This window comes from Specibacter sp. NPDC078709 (assembly GCF_040686795.1).
Classification (GTDB): Bacteria; Actinomycetota; Actinomycetes; order Actinomycetales; family Micrococcaceae; genus Specibacter.
Genome location: NZ_JBFBLU010000011.1, coordinates 22,019 through 45,524, shown reverse-complemented (window position 1 = coordinate 45,524; position 23,506 = coordinate 22,019). Strand labels below are relative to the sequence as shown.

Below are 23,506 nucleotides of genomic sequence, written 5' to 3'. Positions count from 1 at the left end.
AACTTCGCTAGGCGACTTTTCTAGGCAACAGCCGGCGGCGCCAGGGTGAGCGTGACGATTCCGGTTCCGGCAGCATCGGTGGGCTGCCAGCCCAGATTCTCGCCATCCTGAGTGGCCGCCCGGTCCCAGCGAAGCCCCTCGTAATCGATTAGCGCAATCCCCAAAGACTGGGCATTGGCCAAGGCCCAATGCGCTGCCATCCAGCCGAAGGCGTCACCGGCGTCGATCACCACTGTGTTGCTCTCGCCGGCGTGCATGGGTAGTTGGCCCAGAGCCACCTGGGCAGTGGCGATCACCGTTTCAGGGTTGGAGCCTGCAGCCGCTGGCGGCAGAGTACAGTTCAATCCCTGCGGGGTTTGCCCTGTTAATGCGGAGGCAAAAGCCCGCGATAGCGGCTCGTGCTGGGCATAGGCGTGTGGGAAACCGGAGCGCTGAACAATCTGGGCGGCGTCGTTGATGGGCAAATTAACGTAGTCAGGGACCTGAGCCAGGACGTCGTAGAACGCGTTGGCGGAGTACACAGGGTCCATGATCTGCGCAACGGTGCCCCAATCCTGAGAGGGCCGTTGCTGGAACAATCCCACAGAATCCAGATCACCGTAATCGATGTTGCGCAGCTTCGATTCCTGCAACGCCGTCGCCAAGGCAATGGAGGCGGCCCGCGCCGGCATGCCGCGCTGAATAGCCAATCCGGAAATCAATGCAGCATTTTCACTCTGGTCCACGGCGAGCCAGTAACTGCTCTCGCCAACCGTGGCCGTGCATCCCACGGCAAGGCTGGGGACGAAAGCACCACGCACTGAGTTCAGCAACCATGCGCCACCGCCAACGATCAGGCCAGCCACAACCACCACCACGGTAAGCCACGCGAACGTGGCTTTGCGTCTCATCGTGGACCGCCTGCCCGGATCAAGGCACGGGGCGATGCCGGGCTTAAGGCGCGGATCGAAAAGTTAGTTCGCATGCAGACTGTCATTGAGGGCCACGGCGGAGGCTCCCTTGCGGGGGAGTACTTCCACCTCGCCGGAGGTTGAATTGCGCCGGAACAACAAGTTGGCGACACCGGAGAGCTCGCTGGCCTTGACGATCACAGTGGTGTCCTCGCCGTCGTCGTTCTTGGGGCCCAGAACCCGGACCCGGGTGCCGGCGGTGACGTACAGGCCTGCCTCGACGATTGAGTCGTCGCCAATGCTGATGCCCACACCCGAGTTGGCGCCCAGGAGCACGCGTTTGCCCAAAGCAACCCGTTCCCGGCCACCGCCTGACAGTGTTCCCATGATCGAGGCGCCGCCGCCAACATCGGTGCCGTCGCCCACCACAACACCTGCAGAGATACGGCCTTCCACCATGGAGGTGCCAAGGGTTCCGGCATTGAAGTTGACGAATCCTTCGTGCATGACCGTGGTGCCTTCAGCCAGGTACGCGCCGAGCCGGACGCGGTCTGCATCGCCCACGCGGACGCCGGCAGGGATCACGTAGTCCACCATGCGCGGGAACTTATCCACCGAATACACCGTGACGGGTCCTCGGCGACGCAGTTTGGCCCGGGTCAATTCAAAACCTTCCACGGCGGCGGGGCCGAAGTTCGTCCACACCACGTTGTTCAACTTGCCGAAGATGCCATCGAGATTGATGCTGTTGGGCGTCACCAAACGATGCGAGAGCAAGTGCAGGCGAAGGTAGGCGTCGGCAGCATCGGCGGGTTCGCCGTCGAGGTTAATCTGGGCGAACACCACACTCTGGGTGACGCCGCGATCGGTGTCCGTTCCGTTCTGCGCCAGGGCGGTCAGTTCCTCGCCGGCCGTGGATACGTTGCCCAGGATGTCGGTTCCGGTGCCAAGTGCTGGCGTCGGGAACCAGACATCGAGCACTGCGCCTGAATCGGCAATTGTGGCGAGGCCGAAGCCATGGGCGGAACGGTCGGTCAACGGCGCAGTTTCAGTCATGAATCAAGTCTATAGACGGCGGTACGCGTCCCCAACATCTGACACATTCCGTGGACAGCTGATGTGAACGTAGCTCACGTCACGTTGAACGTGATGGAGTGCCAGCCGGTGGAACCATCTGGTTCCGGGGGAGCCTGGTCCTGAATTTGGAGGGTGCCGTCGGCATCGTAGGCACGCACCCGGACCTTGTGAGTTCCGGCCGGAGCGTTGTCCCACATGTACGACCACTGCCGCCAAGTGTCCACCGAGGCCTCGGCAGCCAGCGTGGCCTCCTGCCAAGCGCCGTCGTCAATCTGGACTTCAACTCTGGAGATACCCTTGGTTTGAGCCCACGCACTGCCGCCAACGGCCACTGTCCCGGCAGGAACCCGGCCCAGCGCCCGGGGAACCTCTACCCGTGAGGCGGTCTTGATGGGGCCGTGGGAGCTCCAACCTCTGGAGGTCCAATATCCGGAGGCCTGGGCAAAGGTTGTCACTTCCAGATCAACCACCCACTTGGTGGCCGAGACGAATCCGTACAGGCCTGGTACCACCATGCGTACAGGGAAGCCGTGCTCCAGCGGGAGTGGTTCGCCGTTCATGCCCACCGCGAGCATGGCATCGCGGTCATCCTGCAGCACAGGCAGGGGAGTGGAGGCACTAAAACCGTCAATGCTGGTGGAGAGAACCATGTCGGCCCCGGCCTTCGGCTTGGCTCGGGCCAGCACCTCCCGCAGGGGATAACCCAGCCACTTGGCATTGCCAGCCAGATTTCCACCGACCACATTAGAGACACAGGTCAAGGTCACATACGACTCAATGAGATCTTGGGCCAACAGCTCATCAAAGCCGATGGTGAATTCTTCCTCCACCATACCGTGCACGCGCAGCTGCCACTTGGCGGGATCAACGTCCGGCACAGCGAGGGCGGTATCGATGCGGTAGAAATCCTCATTGGGTGTCACAAAAGGCGTGACCCCGTCCACGGGCGCCTGCACCCCGGCGGGCAATGCGCTTGCTTTTGTTTTGGCGGCGGGGAGTTTCAGCGCCTCGCGGACAGCAATGGCGGTGTTTCGAGCACCGTTGATGACGGTGCCACCCAAACCAACTACGACGGCGGCCCCCGCCAACAGCGCCGACCTCACCAAGAAGGTGCGCCGGCTGGGAGCCAGCTCGTCTGCGGTAGAAAGGTTCGTCGTCGTACTTGTGGTGGTGCTGGCGCTCGTGTCCTGGCTGAGGAAGCGAAGGGCAAAGAGGCCGGCCAAGGTGCCCAACAGCAGAGGGAAGAGATCGGCGAGTCCGGCGCTGGCCCGGGTGATGATGCAGGCGCCCATCACGACGGCGAAGATGACAACCAAGGTGGCGCCGGCGGCGAGTTTCTTGCGGGCTACGACTCCGGCGACGGCCGACAACACGGTAGCCACGATGACCATGGAGAGGAGTAAAACAAATTTGTCGTTAGTACCAAAGGTGGCGATGGCGAAGTTCTTCATCCATGCAGGTGTGAAGTCGATGAAGGTGGATCCCATTGAGGTCATCGGGGAGGATGCGGGGCCAAAGAACGCCGAGACGAATTGGGCGACAGCAAAGAGAACTCCCGCCGCGATGACGCCGGCTAGGGCACCGAAGAGATTTCCGCGCAAGAAGTCTCGCTGTGTAGCTTTAGTGCGCTTGCCCATGGGAGGCTCCTTTTGGCTCTGAAATGACTACCTGAAGTAGCTGGTAGAAGTACATACTGGTACTTCGGAGCCAAAAGCCCTCCGGATTGCTCCGGAGGGCCATGGGTCTAGATTTCCTGTACCAGGATCGGCGTGGTGGTTGGCTGTTCAGAGCCACCCGCTGGTTCCACGGTGATGCCTATATGAGTAGCGGCACCGATTTCGCCATTGAGTATCTGCATGGCAGGCTCGCGGTTGCTGTCCATCAGTCCAGCGGAAACTGCGCCGCCTGCCGAGATGAACCAAAGTTCGTAGATTTTCCCTTGTGGTGCTGGTGGCATCCCATTGACCATGACGGCAGCCCTATTTGCTTGGTTTGACGATGCGACAGTGACGGTTGCGCCATCATCCATTTCCGCAGTGGCAATTTTGGAATCGGGTGAGTTCATGATGCTCAGCATGGTTTGTTGTTGAGCCTGGGCAGCAGCCAATTGTTGCTGTGCCTCTTGATCAGAGGAATTTTGACCAATGGCCCAGCCGCCTACTCCCACTCCGGCGAAGATTGCCAGTGCTGCGGCGGCGCTCAGAGCTGGTGCCCAACGGTTTCGCCGGGTACTGCTTCCGCGATGGGGCGCGGACAAACTGCGTGCTGAGGAAATATCGCGGACCACTGCCGTGGCTGGAAGTTGGGGAGTGTTGCGGATGGCAGCCATGACACTGTTTTTCAAAGCCGGCGGAGGTGTTTCTTCGGCGGTTCCGAATGCCAAGAGCGCGGCAGTCTCGCTGAGGCCACGAACCTCTTCCAACGTTTCAGCATTGTTCAGTGCATGCCGTTCGAAGGCAGTTCGCTCCCCGTCGGAGAGTGAATTCAAAGCGTAGGAGCCGGTCAGTAGATGCAGTTGCTCTTCCATCACGCCACCCCTAACTTTTCTCTTAGCCTGATCATGCCATCACGAATTCTTGTTTTTACTGTACCTATGGGGATTTTAAGTAACTCGGCCACTTCTTGATGTGTATACCCACCGTAGTACGCCAAACTGATTGCTTCTCGCTGTGACTCTGTGAGAGTCTCAAGTGCTTCGCGAACTCGAGCGGCTTCCATCTGGTTTTCCACAGTGTCTGCGACGTCGTCGTAGCTTTCTTGATACTCCTTGATTCCCTGACGAAGATCCCTATCGGAACTTGCCTGGCTGGCCCGGACTCTGTCTACGGCTCTGCGGTGGGCAATTACCAGAATCCAGGACATTGCTTTGCCTCGGTCGGCATCGAATCGAGACGCCTGCGCCCAGACATCCACAAAAACTTCTTGTGTGACTTCTTCGCTTTGTGCCTGATCTCGGACAATGCGTTTGACCAGTCCAAACACTCGTGGTGCAACGGCATCATAAAGTTCTTCGAAGGCCGCCTCGTCGCCCAAGGCGACGAGGCGGATCAAGTCCTCATGGGTCGGTGGAACCAGTGGTTCGACGGACCGTATCCAAGGTAAACGCATAGGGTCTACTTTGTCACGGTCTATACCAATGAGCACATTTCCTTCGTTGGGTGTTGCAATCTGTTGGCTAGAAGTACTACTTCTTGGCCGGCGGCATCAGAACGGTGTCGATCAGGTAGACCGTTGCATTGGCAGTCTTGACGCCGCCGCAGATGACCTTTGCATCGTTGACCATCAGGTTGTCACCGCTACCGGTGACCTTGACCGTGCCGCCTTCAGCAGTGGTCAGATCGCCGGGGAGATCGCTGGGTGAGATCTGGCCGGGAACCACGTGGTAGGTCAGGATGGAGGACAAGGTGGCGCTGTCCGTCTTCAGGCCTTCAATGGTGTCAGCCGGGATCTTGGCGAAAGCGTCATCGACCGGAGCAAAGACAGTGAATTCGCCGGAGTTGAGCGTGTCCACCAGGTTGACGTCCTTGTTCAACTGTCCGGAGACCGCGGCGGTGAGGGTCTTCAGCAACGGGTTGTTTGATGCTGCGGTCGTAACCGGGTCGGCAGCCATGCCAGCCACTGAGCCTGCACCGTCGGGAACAGCTGCAGCGTAGTCGGCACAGCCAGCGCCAACCAGTTCGGCGGCCGGGTCCATAGCCGCTGAGGAGCTGGGAGTCATGGATGCTTCAGCAGAAGTCATCGGGGCAGCTGAGCTGGGATCTGCTGCCGTGTCAGCTGAGCTGCAAGAGGTCATGCCCAATGCTGCAACCGCTAGGAGGCCAAGTCCCATAGTGAGGCTCTTACGGGTTCCAAACTTCAAGGTGGTGTTCATGATGATTCTCCGTAGTGTGAAATCGGAAGGATTCCGTTGTGCTTCTCCCGTGCCGCTTGTCAAAAGATCAGCTGATCTTTTGAGCTGCTGCTGTGGGCTGTCAGATAGTACTTCGGAGCCATCGGAGCATTGGATTGGATCGGATTGGAAAGAAATTAGAAAGTTTTTTGTACGTCATTACGCCGGTAAAATGGACCAATGACCACACCCAGCCACGCCACTGATTCTTCTGATCCCACTGATCCGCGCGTCTCGGGTGAGTCGCATGGGCCGGCTCGGACGGGTGGCCAAAAAGGTGAGGCGGGCGTTGCCGTGCTCGATCTGCATCAAGACGTGGCGCAGCTGACGGCGGCACTGATGGATATTGAAAGCGTCTCAGCTAATGAAGGTGCCATCGCCGATGCTGTGGAGGCGGCGCTTCGTGCGCTGGGGCATTTGTCCGTAACGCGCAATGGGGATGCAATCGTGGCTCGCACCGAATTGGGGTGCGCCGAGCGGGTGATCTTGGCGGGGCATCTAGATACCGTGCCGCTGCCCACCACCGAAGGTTCGCGTGGCACGGTTCCCAGCTCGTGGGACGGCGAGGTGCTGTATGGTCGCGGTGCCACCGACATGAAGGGCGGAGTCGCCGTGCAGTTGGCGCTGGCAGCAACGATGCCCAATCCGAGCAAGGACATCACCTTCATCTTCTACGATCACGAAGAAGTTGCGGCGTCCAAGAGCGGGCTGGGCCGGCTGGTGCGGGAAAATCGGGAACTACTCGACGCCGATTTCGGCATTCTGCTTGAGCCCACCAATGGGACGGTGGAAGGCGGCTGCAACGGCACGATTCGCTTCGAAGCAACCACCCGCGGCCTGGCAGCTCACTCGGCCAGGGCCTGGATGGGTGAGAACGCCATCCACGCAGCGGCCCCAATTCTCGCCCGGCTCGCGGACTACGAGCCCGCCACGATCAACGTTGACGGGCTGGAATACCGCGAGTCACTGAACGCTGTGAAGATTCATGGCGGTACCGCCGGCAATGTGATTCCCGATCAGTGCGTGGTCGAAATCAACTATCGTTTTGCCCCGGACAAAACGCCAGCACAGGCCGAAGAGCATGTTCGTGCGTTGCTGGACGGTTTTGATTTGGTCTGTACGGATTCTTCGGCTGGCGCGCGGCCTGGGCTGAATGCACCGGCTGCCGCCTCATTTGTGGCAGCCGTGGGACGCGAACCGCTGCCCAAGTACGGGTGGACTGATGTTGCCCGGCTGAGCGAAATGGGCATTCCGGCCGTCAACTTTGGCCCGGGTGATGCCTTGCTTGCACATTCTGACAACGAACATGTGGAGGCATCGGCCATTCGGGAGTGCCTCGCCGCCCTGACGCGGTGGTTGAGCTAAGTCGCTTGCAGCGCTGACGCGCTGGTTCTTGGAAACCAACGGGCCAGTGGTCACCATGAAAGGTGACCACCGGCCCGTTTGCTGAGGTAGTGGATGTTGCATTTAGCCAGCGATGCCAGCCTTAGCCTTGACCACCTTCACCCGCGAGGACATCTTGTACTCGGTGAATCTGGCAATACCGGAGAGAATCAAGCACAAACTGATGTAAATCCCCGCCGCAACCATGAGGCCAGGAACCACGGGAGAACCATACTGGCTCTGGGACCCGAGGAAGTTGGCGTATTTGAGGATTTCGTCGTACGTGATCAAGAAGCCCAACGCCGTATCCTTCATGATGACTACAAGCTGGGCAATAATCACCGGCAGCATGGCGCGGATTGCCTGCGGCAACAAAATGCCACGCAAAACCTGGCCGGTTGAGAGGCCGATAGCCAATCCAGCTTCGCCCTGGCCTTTCGGCAGCGACTCAATGCCAGCGCGAAATACTTCCGCTAAGACAGAACCGTTGTAGAGGATCAAACCAACCACCACGGCAATAAACGGCGTAATGCCCGCGACACCCACGGAGGGGAGCCCGTAGTACATGATCATCATGAGAATCAGCAGCGGCACAGCGCGGAACAGCTCGGTGAACCAGTAGCACGGCACGCTGAGCCACTTTGTATGTGCCAAGCGGCCAAAGGCCAAAATGATACCTAGTATCAAACTGCCGATGGCGGCAACTCCAAAGGCGCTCACCGTGGCCCAGATGGCCTTGAGGAACTCCTGCTGGACCTGCGAGTAGGTGAAGATCTCCCACTTCTTGGCTGTGAATTGTCCCGATTCGTAGAACCGATAAATGACAAATCCCAAGATCCCAGCCACCACAACGGCGGTGAGAACGTTCAAATATACGTTGCGTGTGCGGGCTTTGGGGCCCGGCACATCAAAAAGTACTGCACTCATCGCGCAACCCTCCACTTCTTCTCAAGGTAGCGTTGCAACGGGGTCATGATGCCTAGCACTAGCACAATGAAAATCAGGGCAACCCACAGCAGCCCCGGCAATAGGGCCTCACCACGTTCACTGAGATTGGCGCGGATGGCTCCCGCCTCAGCTACGGAGAAGCCCGCTGCAACGGTGGTGTTCTTGAGCAACGCGATAAAGACGCTAAATAGCGGAGGCACCACTGAGCGGAACGCCTGCGGCAAAACAATCAGAGTCAGGGTCTGCATGAAAGGCAAACCAATGGCGCGGGCAGCCTCGGACTGGCCCACTGAGACAGTGTTGATACCTGACCGGATGGCTTCAGAAACGTAGGTGGCTGTGTAGAGCGAGAGTCCAATAATGGCGGCCACCATGAAGTCGATATGCGGCAACCCCAGCCTGGGATATCCCAGCGCAAAGAAAGCCAAAATCAAGGTCAGGGGTGTATTGCGCACAGCGTTGACATACAGAGTCCCTGCAGCGCGCATGGCAGGTGCGGGAGAAACACGCATACCTGCAACGATGGTTCCAAGAATGAGTGCAAAGAACGCCGAGACTATGAACAAGATCCCGGTGTTCTTGAACCCCGTGAGGAACAGATCGCGATTGTCAATAATTACATTCACAGGGCAGTGTCGCTTTCAGTGAATTAAAGAGGACGAAGTGGGTGGTGCAGCACGAGAAACTGCCGTGCTGCACCACCCACTAGGGACGGTTGTTACTTTTCAACAGCGGGCTGTTCAACCTTTGTACCGGACTTACCCAAGGTGGCATCGAAGATCTTGGTCCAGGTGGCGTTACCGTCGGTGAGAGTCGTATTCAAGAAGTCCTGCAGGGCGGTGTCGCCCAGCGGCAAACCAATGCCGTAGTTCTCTACGGTGAAGGGTTCGCCTACAACTTTCAGCTCATCAGGCTGCTCTGACGCAAAACCAAGCAGGATAGCCTGATCGGTTGTAACTGCGTCGACGCTTCCGCTGATCAAGGCATCTACACACTTGGAGTAGACATCGAACTCGGTTGTCTTGACACCCGGGAAGTTCTCCTTGATGTTCTGGATGGGCGTGGATCCGGTGGCCGAGCAAACATTCTTGCCCGTGAGGTCCTTTTCACTGGTGATGTCAGAGTTGTCCTTGGCTACCAGAATGCCTTGACCGGTGACGAAGTACGGTCCGGCGAAGTTAACGAGCTTCTTACGCTTGTCGGTGATGGAGTAAGTGCCTACATAGAGGTCAACGTCGCCGTTGGCCAGTGCCGACTCGCGGTTCGCGGACGGAATTGCCTTGAATTCAATCTTGTCAGCTGCGACGCCCAAACTAGCAGCCATCCAGCGCGCGATCTCAATGTCGAAACCGCTGCGCTCATTAGTAACGGCGTCCAAGAAGCCTAGTCCAGGCTGGTCTTCCTTCACACCGATGCGGATAGCGCCGTCGGCCTTGATTTTGTCAAAGGTGGGGCTGCCGGTCAGGGCAACATCCTTGGCTACTTCAAAAGTGAGGCCGGTAGCACCAGCATCGCCACCGGCTGGAGTATCGCCGCCGGTGGAATCGCCACCGCCACAACCTGTCATAGCTAGCGTTGCGGCAGCCATAATGGCCACAACGCTGAGGCTCTTTCGGCTAAAGAAATTTTTCAAGGGGTTTCCTTTCATAGTCGGCCGTGTGGGCCGGAGTGATGATGACTTCAAGGGTCAAAAGTCGAGGTTCAGAAGAATAGGGGTGCAAGTTATCCGTTGGTGAGAATCTTGGAGAGGAAGTCCTTGGCGCGGTCAGTCTGTGGGTTCGTGAAGAAATCTTCCGGAGTAGCTTCTTCCACAATCTGTCCGTCAGCCATGAAGATGACACGGTCGCCAGCCTTACGGGCGAAGCCCATTTCGTGGGTTACTACCACCATGGTCATGCCTTCCTTGGCGAGCTCGACCATGACGTCCAAGACTTCATTGATCATTTCGGGGTCCAAAGCACTGGTGGGCTCATCGAAGAGCATGACCTTCGGCTTCATTGCCAAAGCTCGTGCAATAGCGACGCGCTGCTGCTGGCCACCAGAAAGCTGGGCAGGCAACTTTGCTGCCTGATGTCCCACGCCAACACGTTCCAACAAGCTCAAGGCCAGTTTGTCGGCGTCGGGCTTGGACATGCCCTTGACCTTGATGGGTCCGAGCGTGACATTTTCCAAGATGGTTTTGTGCGCAAACAAGTTGAACGACTGGAACACCATGCCAACGTCGGCACGCAGACTAGCAAGCTGCTTGCCTTCCTTGGGTAGCTCTTTGCCATCAATGGTGATGGAACCAGTGTCAATGGTTTCCAACCGGTTGATGGTGCGGCACAGTGTTGATTTACCGGACCCGGAAGGACCAATGACAACCAGAACTTCACCCTTGGGAACTTGCAAGTTAATGTTCTGAAGCACGTGGAGCGGGCCGTAATGTTTGTTAACGGCCTTGAGTTCCACGAGCGCAGGAGCAGGTACGGGATTTGTCATGCATTTAACCTATCCAAATTCCGGAGCTCAGTGCGCGAAATCACCAACATCCTCCCGGATCGTAACGGTAACGAGACAATGTGAGGCAGGCCACCGCCCCTTTTCACGTACCCTAGGGGCATGAGTGCACCCACAGGATCTAACCGCCCCATCCGCCCCGAACTACGACGATTCGGGATTTGGCGCAAAAACGGCTTCGGCACGGACACCGCAGACGCGAGACTTTTGGAAACACCGCGCAGCTCCGATTTCACGCACACCGACCCGTGGCGGGTCATGCGCATCCAAAGCGAGTTCGTTCAAGGTTTTGACGCGCTGGCCGAGATTGGCCCGGCCATCAGCGTGTTTGGTTCGGCACGCACCAAGCCGGATTCCCCGTACTACGCCACCGGCATGGAGGTTGGCAGGCTGCTGGTGGAAGCCGGTGTAGCTGTCATCACCGGCGGTGGCCCGGGCTCCATGGAGGCTGCGAACCGCGGCGCCACCGAGGCTGGCGGGCTCTCCATTGGTTTGGGAATTGAGCTCCCCTTCGAGCAGGGCATGAACGAATGGGTGGGGCTCGGTGTCGACTTCCGCTACTTCTTCGCCCGCAAGACTATGTTCGTCAAGTACGCCCAGGGTTTTGTGGTGTTGCCCGGCGGGCTCGGCACCCTTGATGAACTCTTCGAGGCCATGGTTTTGGTACAGACCAGCAAGGTCAGCCAATTCCCCATAGTGCTGGTGGATAAGGCGTTCTGGGCCCCGCTCATGGACTGGATCCGGGATGTCATGGTGGAACAGGGCCTGGTCTCAGCTGGCGACTTGGACATCGTGCAACTGGTCGACACCGCCGAAGAGGCCGTGCAGCTTGTCATGGAAGGAAAAGCTGGCGCCAGAGTTGCAGCCGGCGGCTAGGGGCTGACTCTAGGAGACTAACCCCCTTTCGCGCCGTGCATCTGGCACCATGGTGTAGTGACTTACTTCCTGATCTTTCTTGCCGTGATGGTGGCTGCTGCGGCTGCGCTTTATGTGGTGGGTCTGAACAAGCCCCAGGCCAATATCGAGGTGTACGATGACGTCCTTGGTGCGCCCGTGGCCAACCTGCCACCGGTGTTGCTGCCGGGCGCGCCTCAGCCGGCTGACGTAGACACACTGCGCTTCTCACTGGGACTGCGCGGCTATCGCATGGATCAGGTGGATGAGGTGTTAGACCGGCTGCGCGATGAATTGGCGGCCAAGGACTTGCGAATCGCTGCATTGGAGTCCGGCAACCCCGCCGTCCCCGCTGCGGACATGGCAACTGGCTCAGACGCGGACGACGCCGGTGCCGCACCCTTAGCTGCAACGGCGGCAAACGCTGGGCTCGAGTCGGGCAACGCCACGGAAACTGGCTCTAGCACCGGAGCCGGGTCTAGCTCGGGCTCGAACTCACGAGCAGGCTCGGGCTGCGGGCTCGTGGATGGAAATGACGGCTGGCTGTGATGGCGAGCAGTGATGGCAAGGTCCGCTGCGCATGGGGCGGGATGGAAGGCGATGCGCAGTACCAGCTCTATCACGACACGGAATGGGGCAAGCCTGTGTCCGGGGATCCGGAGACCGTGGAGCGCGAACTCTTTGAACGGCTGAGCCTAGAGGCATTCCAATCGGGTCTGAGCTGGCTGACGATCCTGCGAAAACGTGAAGCATTCAGGACCGCATTCAAAAACTTTGACCCGGGCGCTGTGGCCGCGTTCGACGAGGCCGATTTTGAACGGCTCATGAACGATTCCAGCATTGTGCGCAACCGGCTCAAAATCAGGGCCACCATGGCAAACGCGAAAGCCCTGCTGGCCCTGCCAGAGGGGATCACGCTAGCCTCCCTACTGGCCGACCATGCTCCGCAAGATTCTCGGCTTCCAGACGCACCGGTTGCGTCCCAGACACCGGAGTCTGCGCAATTAGCTAAGACGCTAAAGAAGCTCGGCTTTTCTTTTGTTGGCCCCACCACGGCGTACGCCATGATGCAGGCAGTCGGTGTAGTCAACGATCACCAACCCGGTTGCTGGCTTGCCGCTGGTGCGAATAACCTCGACCGTGAGTGCCCCGAACGTTGAGTGAGCAGTCAAAGAGTGACCAGTTCAAGAGTGACCCAACATATGAGTGAGCTCGATTCGGGCTCTGCAGCCAAGCCCTCCATCAACGAGGAAATCTACGCCGCACTTCGCCGCTGGTTAGCTCCGTTGCAGCGGGCACCGTGGTGGCTCCACGTCGGTCTGCTCTATGCCGCTACGCGTTTGTTCTCCTTCGCAGTCTTTCTCGGGGCGGCCTGGCATGCTGAAGAATCGCCGTGGGGTGGACGTCAGCCCGACTATCTGACGTTCATCAACCGCTGGGATGCCGGCTGGTACGAGCGGGTTTTCGACGCCGGATACCCCACCACCATTCCCCGCCACGACAACGGCGTTGCCTACCCCAATCAATGGGCGTTCTTCCCTCTCTTTCCAGTCCTGGCACGAGGTTTAAGCGCCGTAACAGGGTTGGAATGGGCGGCCTCGGGCGCCATCGTTGCCACGGTAGCCGGACTGGCGGCCGCGCTCATGGTGTATGTGCTGTTCCGGAATTTTGCTGCACCGGGGACCGCCCTGTGGGGTGTGGTCTTTTTTGCCAGCTTCCCCGTTTCCCCGGTCTTGCAGGTTCCCTACGCAGAGTCTCTGGGCATATTCTTCCTGGCGGCAGCCCTGCATCTACTTCTCAAACGGAACTATAGTGCCGCTGTGCCCATGGTGATCCTGCTGTGCCTGTCGAGGCCAACGGGGGTGCCCTTGGTCGCCGTCGTCGGTCTGCATCTGGTGCTGCGCTGGTGGCACCGGAAGCGCGATCCGTTCCCGGCCGCTGAGATGGTGTGGGGCGCGGTGCTGCTGGTGGTCAGCGCAGTGATGGCCTTTGCCTGGATGCTCATCGCCTGGTGGGTGACGGGGGAGCGCACCGCTTACACCGATACTGAGACGGCTTGGCGGGGCACTGAACTGGTGCTCTTCAAACCATGGTTCGACGCCGGTGTGGACCTGGTAGGTCCGTTGTGGGGGCCGTTGCTGCCGCTCATTTTCGTGGCACTTGTCCTGCTGTACCTCAATTCCAAAGCTGTGCGGCGTCTGGGCGTCGAGATGCAGATGTGGTGCGGCATGTACCTGCTGTACCTCATGGCTGTGTTGCATCCCCAATCGAGCACGTTCAGGATGCTGCTGCCATTGTTCCCGCTGGCCCTCGCGGCGGCGTTCATTTCCACCTCAAGGGCTTACCGTGTGAGCGTGCTGGTGATGTTTAATGTGCTGCAAATTGTTTGGGTGGTCTGGCTGTGGCAACTCACCGCCATCAGCACCGGACAGGCGTGGCCGCCGTAAGGATCGTCGAGACATTTGTCAATGGGTGTCTGTGGCGATTAGCACCCGGACGCTCACATACGGAATAATGGGTTGTGAGCGATACAACATCAACGCTTGGCAGGGGAAATCCCTGCAGATGCGGGTTTGTACTACGAAAAGGGGAACTCCTGATGGCGGCCATGAAACCTAGAACCGGAGACGGTCCAATGGAAGTGACTAAAGAAGGTCGGAGCTTGATCTTGCGCCTGCCATTGGAAGGCGGCGGACGTCTCGTCGTAGAGATGAATGCAGACGAGGCAGTTAGTCTCAAGGAATGTCTTGCAGGCGTGACCGAGTAGCTTTTTCACTAACTCTAAGTTTCAAACAGGCGGGGCGGCGAAAGCTGCCCCGCCTGTTTCATTAGCGCTTCTTAGCGCTTGACAGCCAGCAGCAGGCCGTCGCCGGTGGGCAGCATGGCAGAGATCAGTGAGTCGTGCTCGCGGATCAGCTTGCCTACTTGGCGCAACACAACGGTGCTGGTTTCGCGGATGGCCGGGTCAGAGACGCGGTCCTTATCCAGGGCATCGTTGATGATGAGAAGGCCGCCGGTCTTCAATAGTCTGATGGCCTGCTGGACATACTCGGGGAAGCTGGGCTTGTCGGCGTCAATGAAGACCAGATCGTAGGCGCCGTCGGTCAGGCGGGGTAGTACGTCCTGGCCGCGGCCGGAAATGGTCCGGGTGCGGTTGGCAGGGGAACCGGACTCAACGAAGGCCTCACGAGCAGCCTTGAGATGGTCCACATCGGGATCGATCGTGGTCAGCACGGCCTTGGGTCCCAGACCGCGCAAAAGCGCCACACCAGAAACGCCGGCGCCGGTACCGATTTCAACAGCTGTCTGCGCCTTGGAGGTTGCCGCCAAGACGGTCAGGGCAGCAGCCACGCCGGGGCTCACAGGGAACAAGCCCAGCTCATGCGAACGCTCGCGGGCGCGTCGCAGAACAACGTCTTCCACGGGAAGGCCCTCCGTGTAGGACCAGCTGGTGGATTTATCGGCACTCATGGGTGTTGTTTCCTAAACTGTTGCGTTGACTGGTATATAGCCTACTGCCTGCACCCCCTGTCGGCCGGGCGCCATCAGTGTCATCATTCAGCAAAATGTCAGCTTTGTTTGGCAGACTATTGAGACTAAAAGGAAACCTTCCTTTGCGCCGTTCCCTTGAACAGGGAAGCGAAACAGCCATTGAAGTGAGATGCAGCGATGAGTTCAGCCACTACCCCGGCAGCCCGTCCTGCAGAAGTAGCCCCGGGCCAGCTTGCCGCCACCGCCGACTGGGTGACGCCGTCGTGGGATGAAGTGGTGGCCAACCACTCCGCCAAGGTCTTCCGGCTCGCCTACCGTCTGACAGGGAACAAGTTCGACGCCGAGGACCTCACCCAAGAGGTCTTTGTCCGCGTGTTCAAGTCCCTGGCCAACTTCAAACCAGGCACGCTAGATGGCTGGCTACACCGCATCACTACCAACTTGTTCCTGGACCAGGCCCGTAGGAAGCAGCGCATCCGCTTCGATGCCCTCTCCGAAGATGCCACGGCACGCTTGGCGGGCAACGATCCCGGACCTGAGCGAACTTTTGAGTTCAACAACCTGGACCTGGACATCGCTGCCGCCCTGGAGGCGCTACCGCCTGACTTCCGTGCCGCCGTCGTACTGTGTGACATGGAGGGCCTGTCCTACGATGAGGTGGCGCACGCACTGGGCATCAAGCTCGGAACAGTGCGTTCGCGGATCCATCGCGGCCGGGCCATGTTGCGCGAATCTCTCGCAGATCGGGCACCGCGCCAGCCTCAGGAGCTCCGCCCAGCGCGTAAGCCGTTGCTCTCGCTGCCACGCATAGCTGGCGCACGCTAGACTCTTTGGGATGCTGATGTGCTGTCGGACACACAGTGGAAGTTCGTAAAATTTCAAGCGTGATCGCTAGGAATCGTTGCTTTGAGTACTGAGAGGGTAATCTTCCTAACGTGTTTGGTATCAATACCCCTGAGCTCCTCCTGATACTTCTGTTGGCAGTATTGGTGATTGGGCCTACCCGGCTTCCCGGCTATGTGGACAAGCTGAAGAACCTCATCCGTGAGGTGCGCAAGATGGCTTCTGGCGCGCGCGAAACCATTAAGGAAGAGGCCGGGGTTGATATCGATGATATTGACTGGAAGAAGCTCGATCCTCGCCAGTACGATCCCCGCCGCATCATCCGCGAAGCGCTGATTGACGACGAGGAACTTGAGTCCCTCAAGTCCCTCAAGACCGCGCCCGGTGCGGCCATCGCCAGCATGATGGGCAAAGATTCCAAGGAAGAGAAAGCAGCTCAGCCTGCCGCTGATCTCCCAACAGCGCCGGTCATAGAACGCCTCGCCGAAGGCCAGCTGGCCCCGTTCGACATCGAAGCAACCTAGCCCCACAGAAGACGCTATCGCAGCAATGGTTGGATTTTTCGGAATGCTATCCCACCTGGCTGCGATAGCGTTTGAGTTTTTGGCACCATTGCTGCGATAGCGTTGTGATTGCCCCGCGCTGTGGTTAGCGGGGGGTGACGCCTAGCTTTAGGCCGGACAAGCCTCGCGGGCGCACTGCCAGCTTATCGGCGATACCCAGCAAGGCTTGTGCCGCTGCGGACTGCGGAGCTGAGAGCACAATGGGCAGCCCGGAATCTCCACCTTCACGCAAGGCCACATCAAGCGGGATCTGGCCCAATAGTTCCACAGGCGAGTTCACTGTTTGGCTCAGCCGTTTGGCGAGGATTTCGCCGCCACCGGAACCAAAGAGCTCCATGGTGCTGCCGTCGGGCAGCGTCAAAAATGACATGTTTTCAATGACGCCGGCAACCTTCTGCCCGGTCTGCACCGCAATGGCGCCGGCACGTTCGGCCACATCGGCCGCGGCCGCCTGCGGGGTGGTGACCACCAAGATTTCAGCCTTGGGCAGCAATTGCCCCACCGAAATAGCAATGTCACCGGTGCCAGGTGGCAGATCAAGCAGCAGGATGTCCAGATCTCCGAAGTAGACATCGCCCAAGAATTGTTCAAGGGCCCGGTGCAGCATGGGGCCACGCCACGCCACCGGCTGGTTGCCGGCCACAAACATGCCAATCGAAATGACCTTGACGTCGTGCGCCACCGGCGGAAGGATCATCTCGTCCACACGCGTGGGTGCTTGCGTAATGCCCATGAGGCCGGGCACGGAGAAACCGTAGATGTCAGCATCCACAATGCCCACACGCAGCCCCTTGGCCGCTAAAGCACACGCCAGATTGACGGTGACGGAGGACTTGCCCACACCACCCTTGCCGCTAGCGACTGCATAGACGCGGGTCAGGGAGTTCTCATCATTGAACGGGATGCCGCGCTCAGCGGCGCCTCCCTTGAGACGTTCCTTCAACTCGGCCCGTTGCTCCGCTGTCATGACGGTGAGGTCCACGATTACATCCGTGACGCCGTCGAGCTTTGATAGTGCAGCGCTAACATCCCGGGTGATGGTTTCACGCAGGGGGCAGCCAGCAATGGTGAGCCGGATGAGCGCCTGGACCCGTCCGTCGTCGAACGCTGCTACCGAGGCGACCATCCCCAACTCGGTGATGGGGCGGCGCAGCTCGGGGTCGATGACAGTGGCCAGCGCGGCGAGTAGGGCGGAATCGGACGGGGTGGTCATGGAATGCGGGCCTTAGAAGTCGGTGGAACGTTTGGCGGAGGCGCCTTTGGAAGATTTTTTGGGGGAGACGGTCTTCAACGAGCTGGTGGCGGGCCGCCGTTTTGAGGCGCTTGGCTCCTTCTGATGATCGGCACCGTCGGGCAGATCGCCGTCGGACTCGTCATCATCTTGGATTGCGATAAGTTCCTCGAGCAGGCTGCGCAATTCTGAGCGCACAAAGTCACGGGTGGCCACTTCACGTAACGAAATCCGCAAGGCGGCCACTTCGCGCGTCAGGTACTCGGTATCGGCCAGGTTGCGTTCATTGCGGGAGCGGTCCTGCTCGATCTGGACGCGGTCCCTATCATCCTGACGGTTCTGGGCCAGCAGAATTAGCGGGGCAGCGTAGGAGGCTTGGGTGGAGAAGAACAGGTTCAACAAGATGAACGGATAGGGATCCCACTTGAGCCCAAAGAGACCAATGACGTTCAGGGCGATCCAGACGATCACAAAAATTGTCATGTACAACAGGAAGTTGGCGGTTCCCATGTAACGGGCGAACCGTTCGGCGAAGCGGCCAAAAAGGTCCGGATCTCCTGCGAGGTTGGGCAGGAGCCGCGACTTCAGCTCCATAGGTGTGTCGAGACCGCCGTCCTTGGCGTGGTGCCGCTCAGCCAATGCGTCCTCCTAATTTTCTGATGGGTGCGCCGTCCTCATGGGTACGCCAATCCTCGGGCAAAAGATGATCCAACAAGTCATCAACCGTGACGGCGCCGACCAGGCGGCCCTCCTTGTTGACAACAGGAAGCGAGTTCAGGTTATAGGAGGCCATGGTGTGGCTGACCACGGAGATGTCATCCTGATCGGACACGGGCTCCAGATTCTTATCCACAATGGTGCCCAGTTGTTCCGGCGGAGCGCTGCGCAATAGCTGTTGGATATGCACGACGCCGAGGAAGCGGCCGGTGGGTGTTTCCAGAGGTGGTCGGCAAATGAAAATGGAGGAGGCCAATGCGGGGGAGAGGTCCTCACTGCGTACATGGGCCAGGGCCTCGGCGACCGTGGCTTCCGGTGGCAGGATGACCGGAACCGGTGTCATCAGGGCGCCGGCGGTTCCTTCCTCGTACTGGAGCAGGCGGCGGACGTCTTTGGCTTCCTCCGGCTCCATGAGCAGCAGCAATTCCTCGGCCTTGGCTTGGGGGAGATCGGCCAGGAGATCGGCGGCGTCGTCGGGGTCCATCTCTTCGAGCACATCGGCTGCACGTTCATTGTCCAACGCCGACAACAAGGTGACCTGATCATCTTCCGGGAGCTCGGACATAATGTCAGCCAGACGCTCATCCTGGAGTTCGCTGGCTACCTCCACGCGGCGTTTATCGCTCATCTCTTGGAGGGCATCAGCAAAGTCGGCGGGCTTGAGGTCCTCATGGGTGGCCACGAAAACGGAAGCGCTTTGCGGTGCTGCAACATCTTCGGCGCGGGCCTCAGACCAGTCGATGAGTATGGTGTGGCCGCGGCGCAGCCCACGTAGACGGGAGGTGGAGGAACCGCGGCGGACGAACAGCTTGGTCACGAGCCAGTCACCGTTGCGCTGCTTGTCCATGGCAATGTCTTCAATGACAGCAAAGCCGCTGCCGTCAACCAGAGTGACCTTGCGGTCAAAAATGCCACCCAACACCAACTGTTCAGCGCCGCGTTGTTCAAAGCGTCGCAAATTCACCAGGCCGGTGCAGATGATCTGAGACTGGTCCATGGAGGTCAGCCGGGTCATGGGCACGAAGACTCGCTTCTTGCCAGGGACTTCCACCACAATGCCCACGGCGTGCGGTGCTGTTTGTGGGCCACGGCCCAAGACCACCACATCTCGCAGTTTGCCGAGCCTATCGCCCAAGGGGTCGAAGACGTCAAGGCCCAGAAGGCGGGCGACAAAGATGCGCGTTGGTTGAGTGCTCACGTATATAGGCTACTTGGCCTGCCGGACAATGACGCAACGTTGAAGTGAACGTTATGTGGGGCGTTGCAGAACCATTGCGGAGCAGCGCAGGGGTGCGTTGCAGAGCAGCGCACCCCTGCACGGAATATTGTCAGGAACGGAGGGGTGATATTGAGCAGTTGTACTAGGTCGCTGAGTGGGGTCGCGGAGGCTTTGTTCATTTCACTGCCAGCGATACTCCAGCCAATGTGCAGGAACATGCGAGAGAATGAAGCTATGGCAAACCTCTTTGGACGGACCCGACCCTTGGATGAGGCCCGCATTGTTCCCGTTGGGGAAACAATCGGCTCTTATACTTCCTACTTGGATGCCCAGAAGGCGGTTGATTACCTGGCAGATGAGAAGTTCCCTGTCCGGCACGTTTCCATTGTGGGCAATGACCTGAAGATGGTGGAGCGCGTCACCGGCAAGCTCAGCTACCCTCGAGTAGCCCTGACGGGGGCTATGACAGGTGCGTGGTTCGGCTTGTTCATTGGCGTGATGCTCAGCTTCTTCGACTCGGCAACCAACGCCGGCGCGCCGTACATCAATGTCATCACCGCCGTATTCTTGGGTGCTGCGCTGTGGATGTTGTTTGCGATCATCGGCTATGCGGCCCAGCGGGGCAAGCGTGATTTCACTTCCACGAATCAGGTGCTGGCTTCTAGCTACGACGTCATTGTCACCCCCGATGTGGCTATGGAAGCTCGGCGCCTCCTGGCGCAACTGCCCATGAATTCCAATGCTGTGCGCCCCCAGAACTACCAAGGCCAAGGCTCGCAAGGTCAGGGCTTCCAGGGCCAGGGCCAAGGATCGCAGGGATACCGACCACCGGTTCAGCCGCCTGCTGCCGGGCCGGCACCGACCCGCCCCGAGGGCTGGCACGATCCTTACGCCCCAGCCGATCCGGCCGCGGCAGAAGCTGCCGGCAACGAGCCATCGATTCATGCACCAACCGAGAATGACCGCCCAGGTCAGGCCCCTCTGGATGGTCCGCGCCGCGGTCAGTTCCCTGACCTGCCCGATGGCCGGCCACAGTATGGTATTCGTGTGGAGTCCCCGCAGCCTGCCCCGTCAGCCACACCAGCACCCGCCCCTGTAGACCCAGATGCGCCCGCAGCCCCAGCCAAGCCGCCTCATGCAGCTGACCCGGAGCAGTAACTCTCCGTAGGATTCTCAGTAGCAGCTGAAAATGCCGCCGCTCCCTTGCACAGTGCCGCCAGTAACCCCACGGCAATAGACGGGAGAGGTGGCATTTTGCGTCTGCTGCTTATCGTCGGCGGGCATGGTCACAGGCCGTGGGCGGGACATCAGAGGTGGCAGCAAGTCAACTATTGACTTTCCCGCTTGGAAAGTGATTAGCTTTCCGTTATGGAAAGTAATTCAGCTCAGGACGCACAGCACGCACATGAAACTCAGGAAGCTCAGGAAGCTCAAATTGCGGTGGCTGCTATTGAAGGGGCTAGGGCCAATGCGGCCGACCGTCTCGTCACGCCGTGGTGGTACCACCCGATCTTGGGGCTGCTGGCGGGCGCCTTTGTGGTTGCCTACACAATCGGCGGCATAGTGGTGATGGTTGTTGCTTTCCTGGTATTTTTCGTTGGCATCGGCATCTTGGTGGGAACCTACAAGAAGAAGACGGGGATGTGGATCAACGGACTGACAGCGGGTAAGGCCAGCTGGTGGACGCTTCCCCTGGCCTTGATCATGGTTGCCGGCATGGGCGGGGCCTATTATTTGCACGCAGAACGTGGGCTCGACTGGCCGGCATGGGTGGTTGGCGTCGTTGTTTTTGTTGCCGTGAATGTTTTTGGCCGGCGTTTTGACGTGGCTCTGCGCAGCCAATTACGGCACAAGCTATGAGCGCAGGGCTAAACGAGGTCATCCACGCCAGCAACCGGCTGCAGATCTGCGCATTTCTCAGCGGTGTTACGCAGGCAGAGTTTGGTTCCATCAGGGACATGCTGGGTGTGGCAGACTCCGTGACCAGCAAGCATTTGAAAGTTCTTGAAGAAGCCGGATACGTGGTGCTGACTAAACCAACGGGGAAGGGCCGGGTCAAGACCTGGGCCGCGTTGACGCCGGAAGGTAGCCGTGCCTACGCGGAGCACGTGGCGGTGCTGAAGGCCTTGATCGCCGGAGTTTGAGCCTGGACCTCAGCAGGGGCCGGCGCTGGAAACAACGACGACGGGAGGTCACCTTTGCGCAAAAGGTGATCTCCCGTCGTCGTGCTTCATAGCCGAAAGCCGGCTACGGACAGATCAGTTGGACAGGCTCGCCATCCAGGCCTCGACGTCCTCGGGCGTGCGGGGGAGCGCAGCGCTCAAGTTGACGGGGCCGTTGGCGGTGATGAGGATGTCGTCCTCGATGCGCACGCCGTTGCCGCGGAACTCGGCCGGGATGGCCAGGTCCTCGTCCTTGAAGTACAGGCCGGGCTCGATCGTGAAGACCATGCCCTCGGTGATGATGCCATCGAGGTATAGCTCGGCGCGGGCCTGAGCGCAATCGTGCACGTCCATGCCCAGGTGGTGGCTGGTGCCGTGCGGCATCCAGCGGCGGTGCTGCTGGCCATCAACGGACAGGGCCACCTCGGGCGTGACGGGCAGCAGACCCCACGCTGCGAGGCGGTCTGCCAGAACCTCCATGGCTGCCGTGTGGACGTCGCGGAACTTGCGGCCGGGAACGGCTACGGCGAAGGCGGCGTCGGCGGCATCAAGGACTGCTTGGTAGATCTTGCGCTGAACTGGCGAGTACTTGCCGTTGACTGGCAGTGTGCGGGTGATGTCAGCGGTGTAGAGGGAATCAGCTTCAACACCGGCGTCCACGAGCAGCATCTGCCCCTCGTTGACGGTGCCTGTGTTGCGATTCCAATGCAGCACTGTGGCGTTGTTGCCTGCGGCGGCAATGGTGTCGTAGCCCAGCTCATTGCCTTCTTCGCGGGCACGGGCAAAGAACGCGCCTTCGACAACGCGTTCGCCGCGCTGGTGGGAAACTGCACGCGGCAAGGCGCGGACAATGTCCTCGAAACCGTTGATGGTCGCTGCGACAGCAATCTTCATCTGCTCGATTTCCCAAGCGTCCTTGATCAGGCGCAGCTCGGAGAGGGCCTCGGCCAGCTTGGCGTCCAAGCCATCCAAGGCACTGAAGTCCAAAGCGTCGGGGTTCGCTGCCGTGTTGTACCGGGCGGTGTCCACGAGAGCGTCAATGTTCTCGTCAACCTTGCGCACCAAACGGATGGAGGTGCCGCCCACGGACGTCTCGCCAACATTCTTGGTGATGGCAACTTCAAGGTCGGTGACATCTGCGGTGGGCAGTCCCAGCTGAGACTGGAACTCGGGCAGGGTGGGGCGGCGGCCAATCCAGAACTCGCCGCTGCGGGAATCGGCATAGAACTCCTTCGTGTCCCGGCCCGACATGGGGCGGAAGTACAGGGTGGCGAGGTGATGGCCGCCGTCGTCCCCTTCACCCTCTGTAACCGGATCCAAGACCAGCACGGCGTCGGGCTCATGGTCCACGCCTAAACCTGTCAGGTGCGCGAAGGCGGAGTGCGGGCGGAAACGGTAATCGCAGTCATTGGAGCGAACCTTCAGAGGGCCGGAAGGAATCACCAAGCGCTCGCCGGGGAACTGCACAGAAATGGCACGACGGCGGCGCGCGGCATGGTCTGCCACCTCGTCACGGGCCGGCAGCTGCGCTGATGAGGGCGCCCAATTGGAGGCCATAAAGGTACGGAAAGCATCCGAGTCGGGGCGATGCGAACGGTTGTTCACACGCTCCTCAAGGGGCAGTTCGCTGGTGTGGTCGGGGTTCGCGGAGGATTGCTCAGTCTGATTCACCCCTTAAGTCTCCCACCGCTTGCGCAAA

26 protein-coding genes are annotated in these 23,506 nt (G+C 59.6%); 11 read left to right on the top strand and 15 right to left on the bottom strand.

The features are described 5' to 3' along the window. Positions 1 to 20: 20 nt before the first annotated feature. The 6 genes from AB0P14_RS16365 to AB0P14_RS16340 all read right to left on the bottom strand — a co-directional run bounded on the left by AB0P14_RS16365 (position 21) and on the right by AB0P14_RS16340 (position 5,838). Complete coding sequence (locus AB0P14_RS16365) at positions 21 to 890, bottom strand: hypothetical protein (protein ID WP_363844649.1); 870 nt, start codon at positions 888 to 890, stop codon at positions 21 to 23. 63 nt (positions 891 to 953) lie between these two features. Next, entirely contained in the window at positions 954 to 1,946 is a 993-nt protein-coding gene (gene dapD / locus AB0P14_RS16360) for a 2,3,4,5-tetrahydropyridine-2,6-dicarboxylate N-succinyltransferase (RefSeq protein ID WP_363844647.1), read from the bottom strand. Between the two features lie 74 nt (positions 1,947 to 2,020). After that, complete coding sequence (locus tag AB0P14_RS16355; protein WP_363844644.1) at positions 2,021 to 3,604, bottom strand: molybdopterin-dependent oxidoreductase; 1,584 nt, start codon at positions 3,602 to 3,604, stop codon at positions 2,021 to 2,023. A 107-nt stretch (positions 3,605 to 3,711) separates the two neighbouring features. After that, the gene (locus AB0P14_RS16350; protein ID WP_363844641.1) at positions 3,712 to 4,494 is read right to left on the bottom strand and encodes an anti-sigma factor; all 783 of its coding nucleotides are present in this window, start codon (positions 4,492 to 4,494) and stop codon (positions 3,712 to 3,714) included. After that, positions 4,494 to 5,075, bottom strand: a complete 582-nt coding sequence (sigK, locus tag AB0P14_RS16345; RefSeq protein ID WP_363844790.1) for an ECF RNA polymerase sigma factor SigK — start codon at positions 5,073 to 5,075, stop codon at positions 4,494 to 4,496. Before sigK ends, AB0P14_RS16350 begins: the two co-directional genes overlap by 1 nt. Before the next feature lie 76 nt (positions 5,076 to 5,151). After that, complete coding sequence (locus AB0P14_RS16340) at positions 5,152 to 5,838, bottom strand: fasciclin domain-containing protein (protein ID WP_363844638.1); 687 nt, start codon at positions 5,836 to 5,838, stop codon at positions 5,152 to 5,154. A 198-nt stretch (positions 5,839 to 6,036) separates the two neighbouring features. Here AB0P14_RS16340 and dapE point away from each other — a divergent pair, with 198 nt between their 5' ends. Beyond that, positions 6,037 to 7,221, top strand: a complete 1,185-nt coding sequence (gene dapE / locus AB0P14_RS16335; protein WP_363844635.1) for a succinyl-diaminopimelate desuccinylase — start codon at positions 6,037 to 6,039, stop codon at positions 7,219 to 7,221. A 102-nt stretch (positions 7,222 to 7,323) separates the two neighbouring features. On the opposite strand, the gene AB0P14_RS16330 is transcribed toward dapE, so the two are convergent. The 4 genes from AB0P14_RS16330 to AB0P14_RS16315 all read right to left on the bottom strand — a co-directional run bounded on the left by AB0P14_RS16330 (position 7,324) and on the right by AB0P14_RS16315 (position 10,668). Beyond that, positions 7,324 to 8,166 carry an amino acid ABC transporter permease gene (locus tag AB0P14_RS16330; protein ID WP_363844632.1) on the bottom strand — a complete coding sequence of 281 codons (843 nt, stop codon included), beginning with the start codon at positions 8,164 to 8,166 and terminating at the stop codon, positions 7,324 to 7,326. Then, on the bottom strand, positions 8,163 to 8,813 hold the full coding sequence (locus AB0P14_RS16325; protein WP_363844629.1) for an amino acid ABC transporter permease: 651 nt from the start codon (positions 8,811 to 8,813) through the stop codon (positions 8,163 to 8,165). The genes AB0P14_RS16330 and AB0P14_RS16325 overlap by 4 nt, the downstream gene beginning before the upstream one ends. A gap of 92 nt (positions 8,814 to 8,905) precedes the next feature. Then, positions 8,906 to 9,754, bottom strand: a complete 849-nt coding sequence (locus tag AB0P14_RS16320) for a glutamate ABC transporter substrate-binding protein (protein ID WP_363844787.1) — start codon at positions 9,752 to 9,754, stop codon at positions 8,906 to 8,908. Positions 9,755 to 9,909: 155 nt separating this feature from the next. Continuing rightward, positions 9,910 to 10,668 carry an amino acid ABC transporter ATP-binding protein gene (locus AB0P14_RS16315; RefSeq protein WP_363844626.1) on the bottom strand — a complete coding sequence of 253 codons (759 nt, stop codon included), beginning with the start codon at positions 10,666 to 10,668 and terminating at the stop codon, positions 9,910 to 9,912. A 120-nt stretch (positions 10,669 to 10,788) separates the two neighbouring features. Between AB0P14_RS16315 and AB0P14_RS16310 the strand changes: the two genes are divergently transcribed. From AB0P14_RS16310 to AB0P14_RS16290, 5 genes are all read left to right on the top strand, one after another. After that, positions 10,789 to 11,562 carry a TIGR00730 family Rossman fold protein gene (locus AB0P14_RS16310; RefSeq protein WP_363844623.1) on the top strand — a complete coding sequence of 258 codons (774 nt, stop codon included), beginning with the start codon at positions 10,789 to 10,791 and terminating at the stop codon, positions 11,560 to 11,562. A gap of 57 nt (positions 11,563 to 11,619) precedes the next feature. After that, a complete protein-coding gene (locus AB0P14_RS16305) occupies positions 11,620 to 12,129 on the top strand; it encodes a DivIVA domain-containing protein (protein WP_363844620.1) in 510 nt (169 codons plus the stop codon). Continuing rightward, positions 12,129 to 12,740 (top strand): DNA-3-methyladenine glycosylase I, encoded by a 612-nt coding sequence (locus AB0P14_RS16300; RefSeq protein WP_363844617.1) that lies wholly within the window; start codon positions 12,129 to 12,131, stop codon positions 12,738 to 12,740. The genes AB0P14_RS16305 and AB0P14_RS16300 overlap by 1 nt, the downstream gene beginning before the upstream one ends. 42 nt (positions 12,741 to 12,782) lie before the next feature. Next, positions 12,783 to 14,027 carry a hypothetical protein gene (locus AB0P14_RS16295; RefSeq protein WP_363844614.1) on the top strand — a complete coding sequence of 415 codons (1,245 nt, stop codon included), beginning with the start codon at positions 12,783 to 12,785 and terminating at the stop codon, positions 14,025 to 14,027. A gap of 152 nt (positions 14,028 to 14,179) precedes the next feature. Beyond that, positions 14,180 to 14,347 carry a DUF3117 domain-containing protein gene (locus AB0P14_RS16290; RefSeq protein ID WP_082634113.1) on the top strand — a complete coding sequence of 56 codons (168 nt, stop codon included), beginning with the start codon at positions 14,180 to 14,182 and terminating at the stop codon, positions 14,345 to 14,347. Positions 14,348 to 14,418: 71 nt separating this feature from the next. On the opposite strand, the gene AB0P14_RS16285 is transcribed toward AB0P14_RS16290, so the two are convergent. Further along, complete coding sequence (locus AB0P14_RS16285) at positions 14,419 to 15,051, bottom strand: O-methyltransferase (RefSeq protein ID WP_363844610.1); 633 nt, start codon at positions 15,049 to 15,051, stop codon at positions 14,419 to 14,421. Positions 15,052 to 15,249: 198 nt separating this feature from the next. Here AB0P14_RS16285 and sigE point away from each other — a divergent pair, with 198 nt between their 5' ends. Both sigE and AB0P14_RS16275 read left to right on the top strand, forming a co-directional pair. Continuing rightward, entirely contained in the window at positions 15,250 to 15,897 is a 648-nt protein-coding gene (gene sigE, locus AB0P14_RS16280) for an RNA polymerase sigma factor SigE (protein ID WP_363844607.1), read from the top strand. A gap of 110 nt (positions 15,898 to 16,007) precedes the next feature. Then, positions 16,008 to 16,439 (top strand): Sec-independent protein translocase TatB, encoded by a 432-nt coding sequence (locus AB0P14_RS16275; protein ID WP_363844604.1) that lies wholly within the window; start codon positions 16,008 to 16,010, stop codon positions 16,437 to 16,439. A 124-nt stretch (positions 16,440 to 16,563) separates the two neighbouring features. On the opposite strand, the gene AB0P14_RS16270 is transcribed toward AB0P14_RS16275, so the two are convergent. The 3 genes from AB0P14_RS16270 to AB0P14_RS16260 are packed head-to-tail and all read right to left on the bottom strand — an operon-like array spanning position 16,564 to position 19,624. Further along, on the bottom strand, positions 16,564 to 17,691 hold the full coding sequence (locus AB0P14_RS16270; protein ID WP_363844601.1) for a P-loop NTPase: 1,128 nt from the start codon (positions 17,689 to 17,691) through the stop codon (positions 16,564 to 16,566). 12 nt (positions 17,692 to 17,703) lie between these two features. Then, on the bottom strand, positions 17,704 to 18,303 hold the full coding sequence (locus tag AB0P14_RS16265) for a DUF1003 domain-containing protein (RefSeq protein ID WP_363844784.1): 600 nt from the start codon (positions 18,301 to 18,303) through the stop codon (positions 17,704 to 17,706). 37 nt (positions 18,304 to 18,340) lie between these two features. After that, positions 18,341 to 19,624 (bottom strand): CBS domain-containing protein, encoded by a 1,284-nt coding sequence (locus tag AB0P14_RS16260; protein ID WP_363844598.1) that lies wholly within the window; start codon positions 19,622 to 19,624, stop codon positions 18,341 to 18,343. A 255-nt stretch (positions 19,625 to 19,879) separates the two neighbouring features. Between AB0P14_RS16260 and AB0P14_RS16255 the strand changes: the two genes are divergently transcribed. From AB0P14_RS16255 to AB0P14_RS16245, 3 genes are all read left to right on the top strand, one after another. Then, positions 19,880 to 20,803, top strand: a complete 924-nt coding sequence (locus tag AB0P14_RS16255; RefSeq protein WP_363844595.1) for a general stress protein — start codon at positions 19,880 to 19,882, stop codon at positions 20,801 to 20,803. A gap of 210 nt (positions 20,804 to 21,013) precedes the next feature. After that, positions 21,014 to 21,505, top strand: a complete 492-nt coding sequence (locus AB0P14_RS16250) for a hypothetical protein (RefSeq protein ID WP_363844592.1) — start codon at positions 21,014 to 21,016, stop codon at positions 21,503 to 21,505. Continuing rightward, entirely contained in the window at positions 21,502 to 21,789 is a 288-nt protein-coding gene (locus AB0P14_RS16245) for a transcriptional regulator (protein ID WP_363844590.1), read from the top strand. The genes AB0P14_RS16250 and AB0P14_RS16245 overlap by 4 nt, the downstream gene beginning before the upstream one ends. A 114-nt stretch (positions 21,790 to 21,903) precedes the next feature. Here the strand turns inward: AB0P14_RS16245 and AB0P14_RS16240 are convergent, their stop codons facing one another. Beyond that, complete coding sequence (locus AB0P14_RS16240; RefSeq protein ID WP_363844587.1) at positions 21,904 to 23,478, bottom strand: aminopeptidase P family protein; 1,575 nt, start codon at positions 23,476 to 23,478, stop codon at positions 21,904 to 21,906. Positions 23,479 to 23,506: the final 28 nt, after the last annotated feature.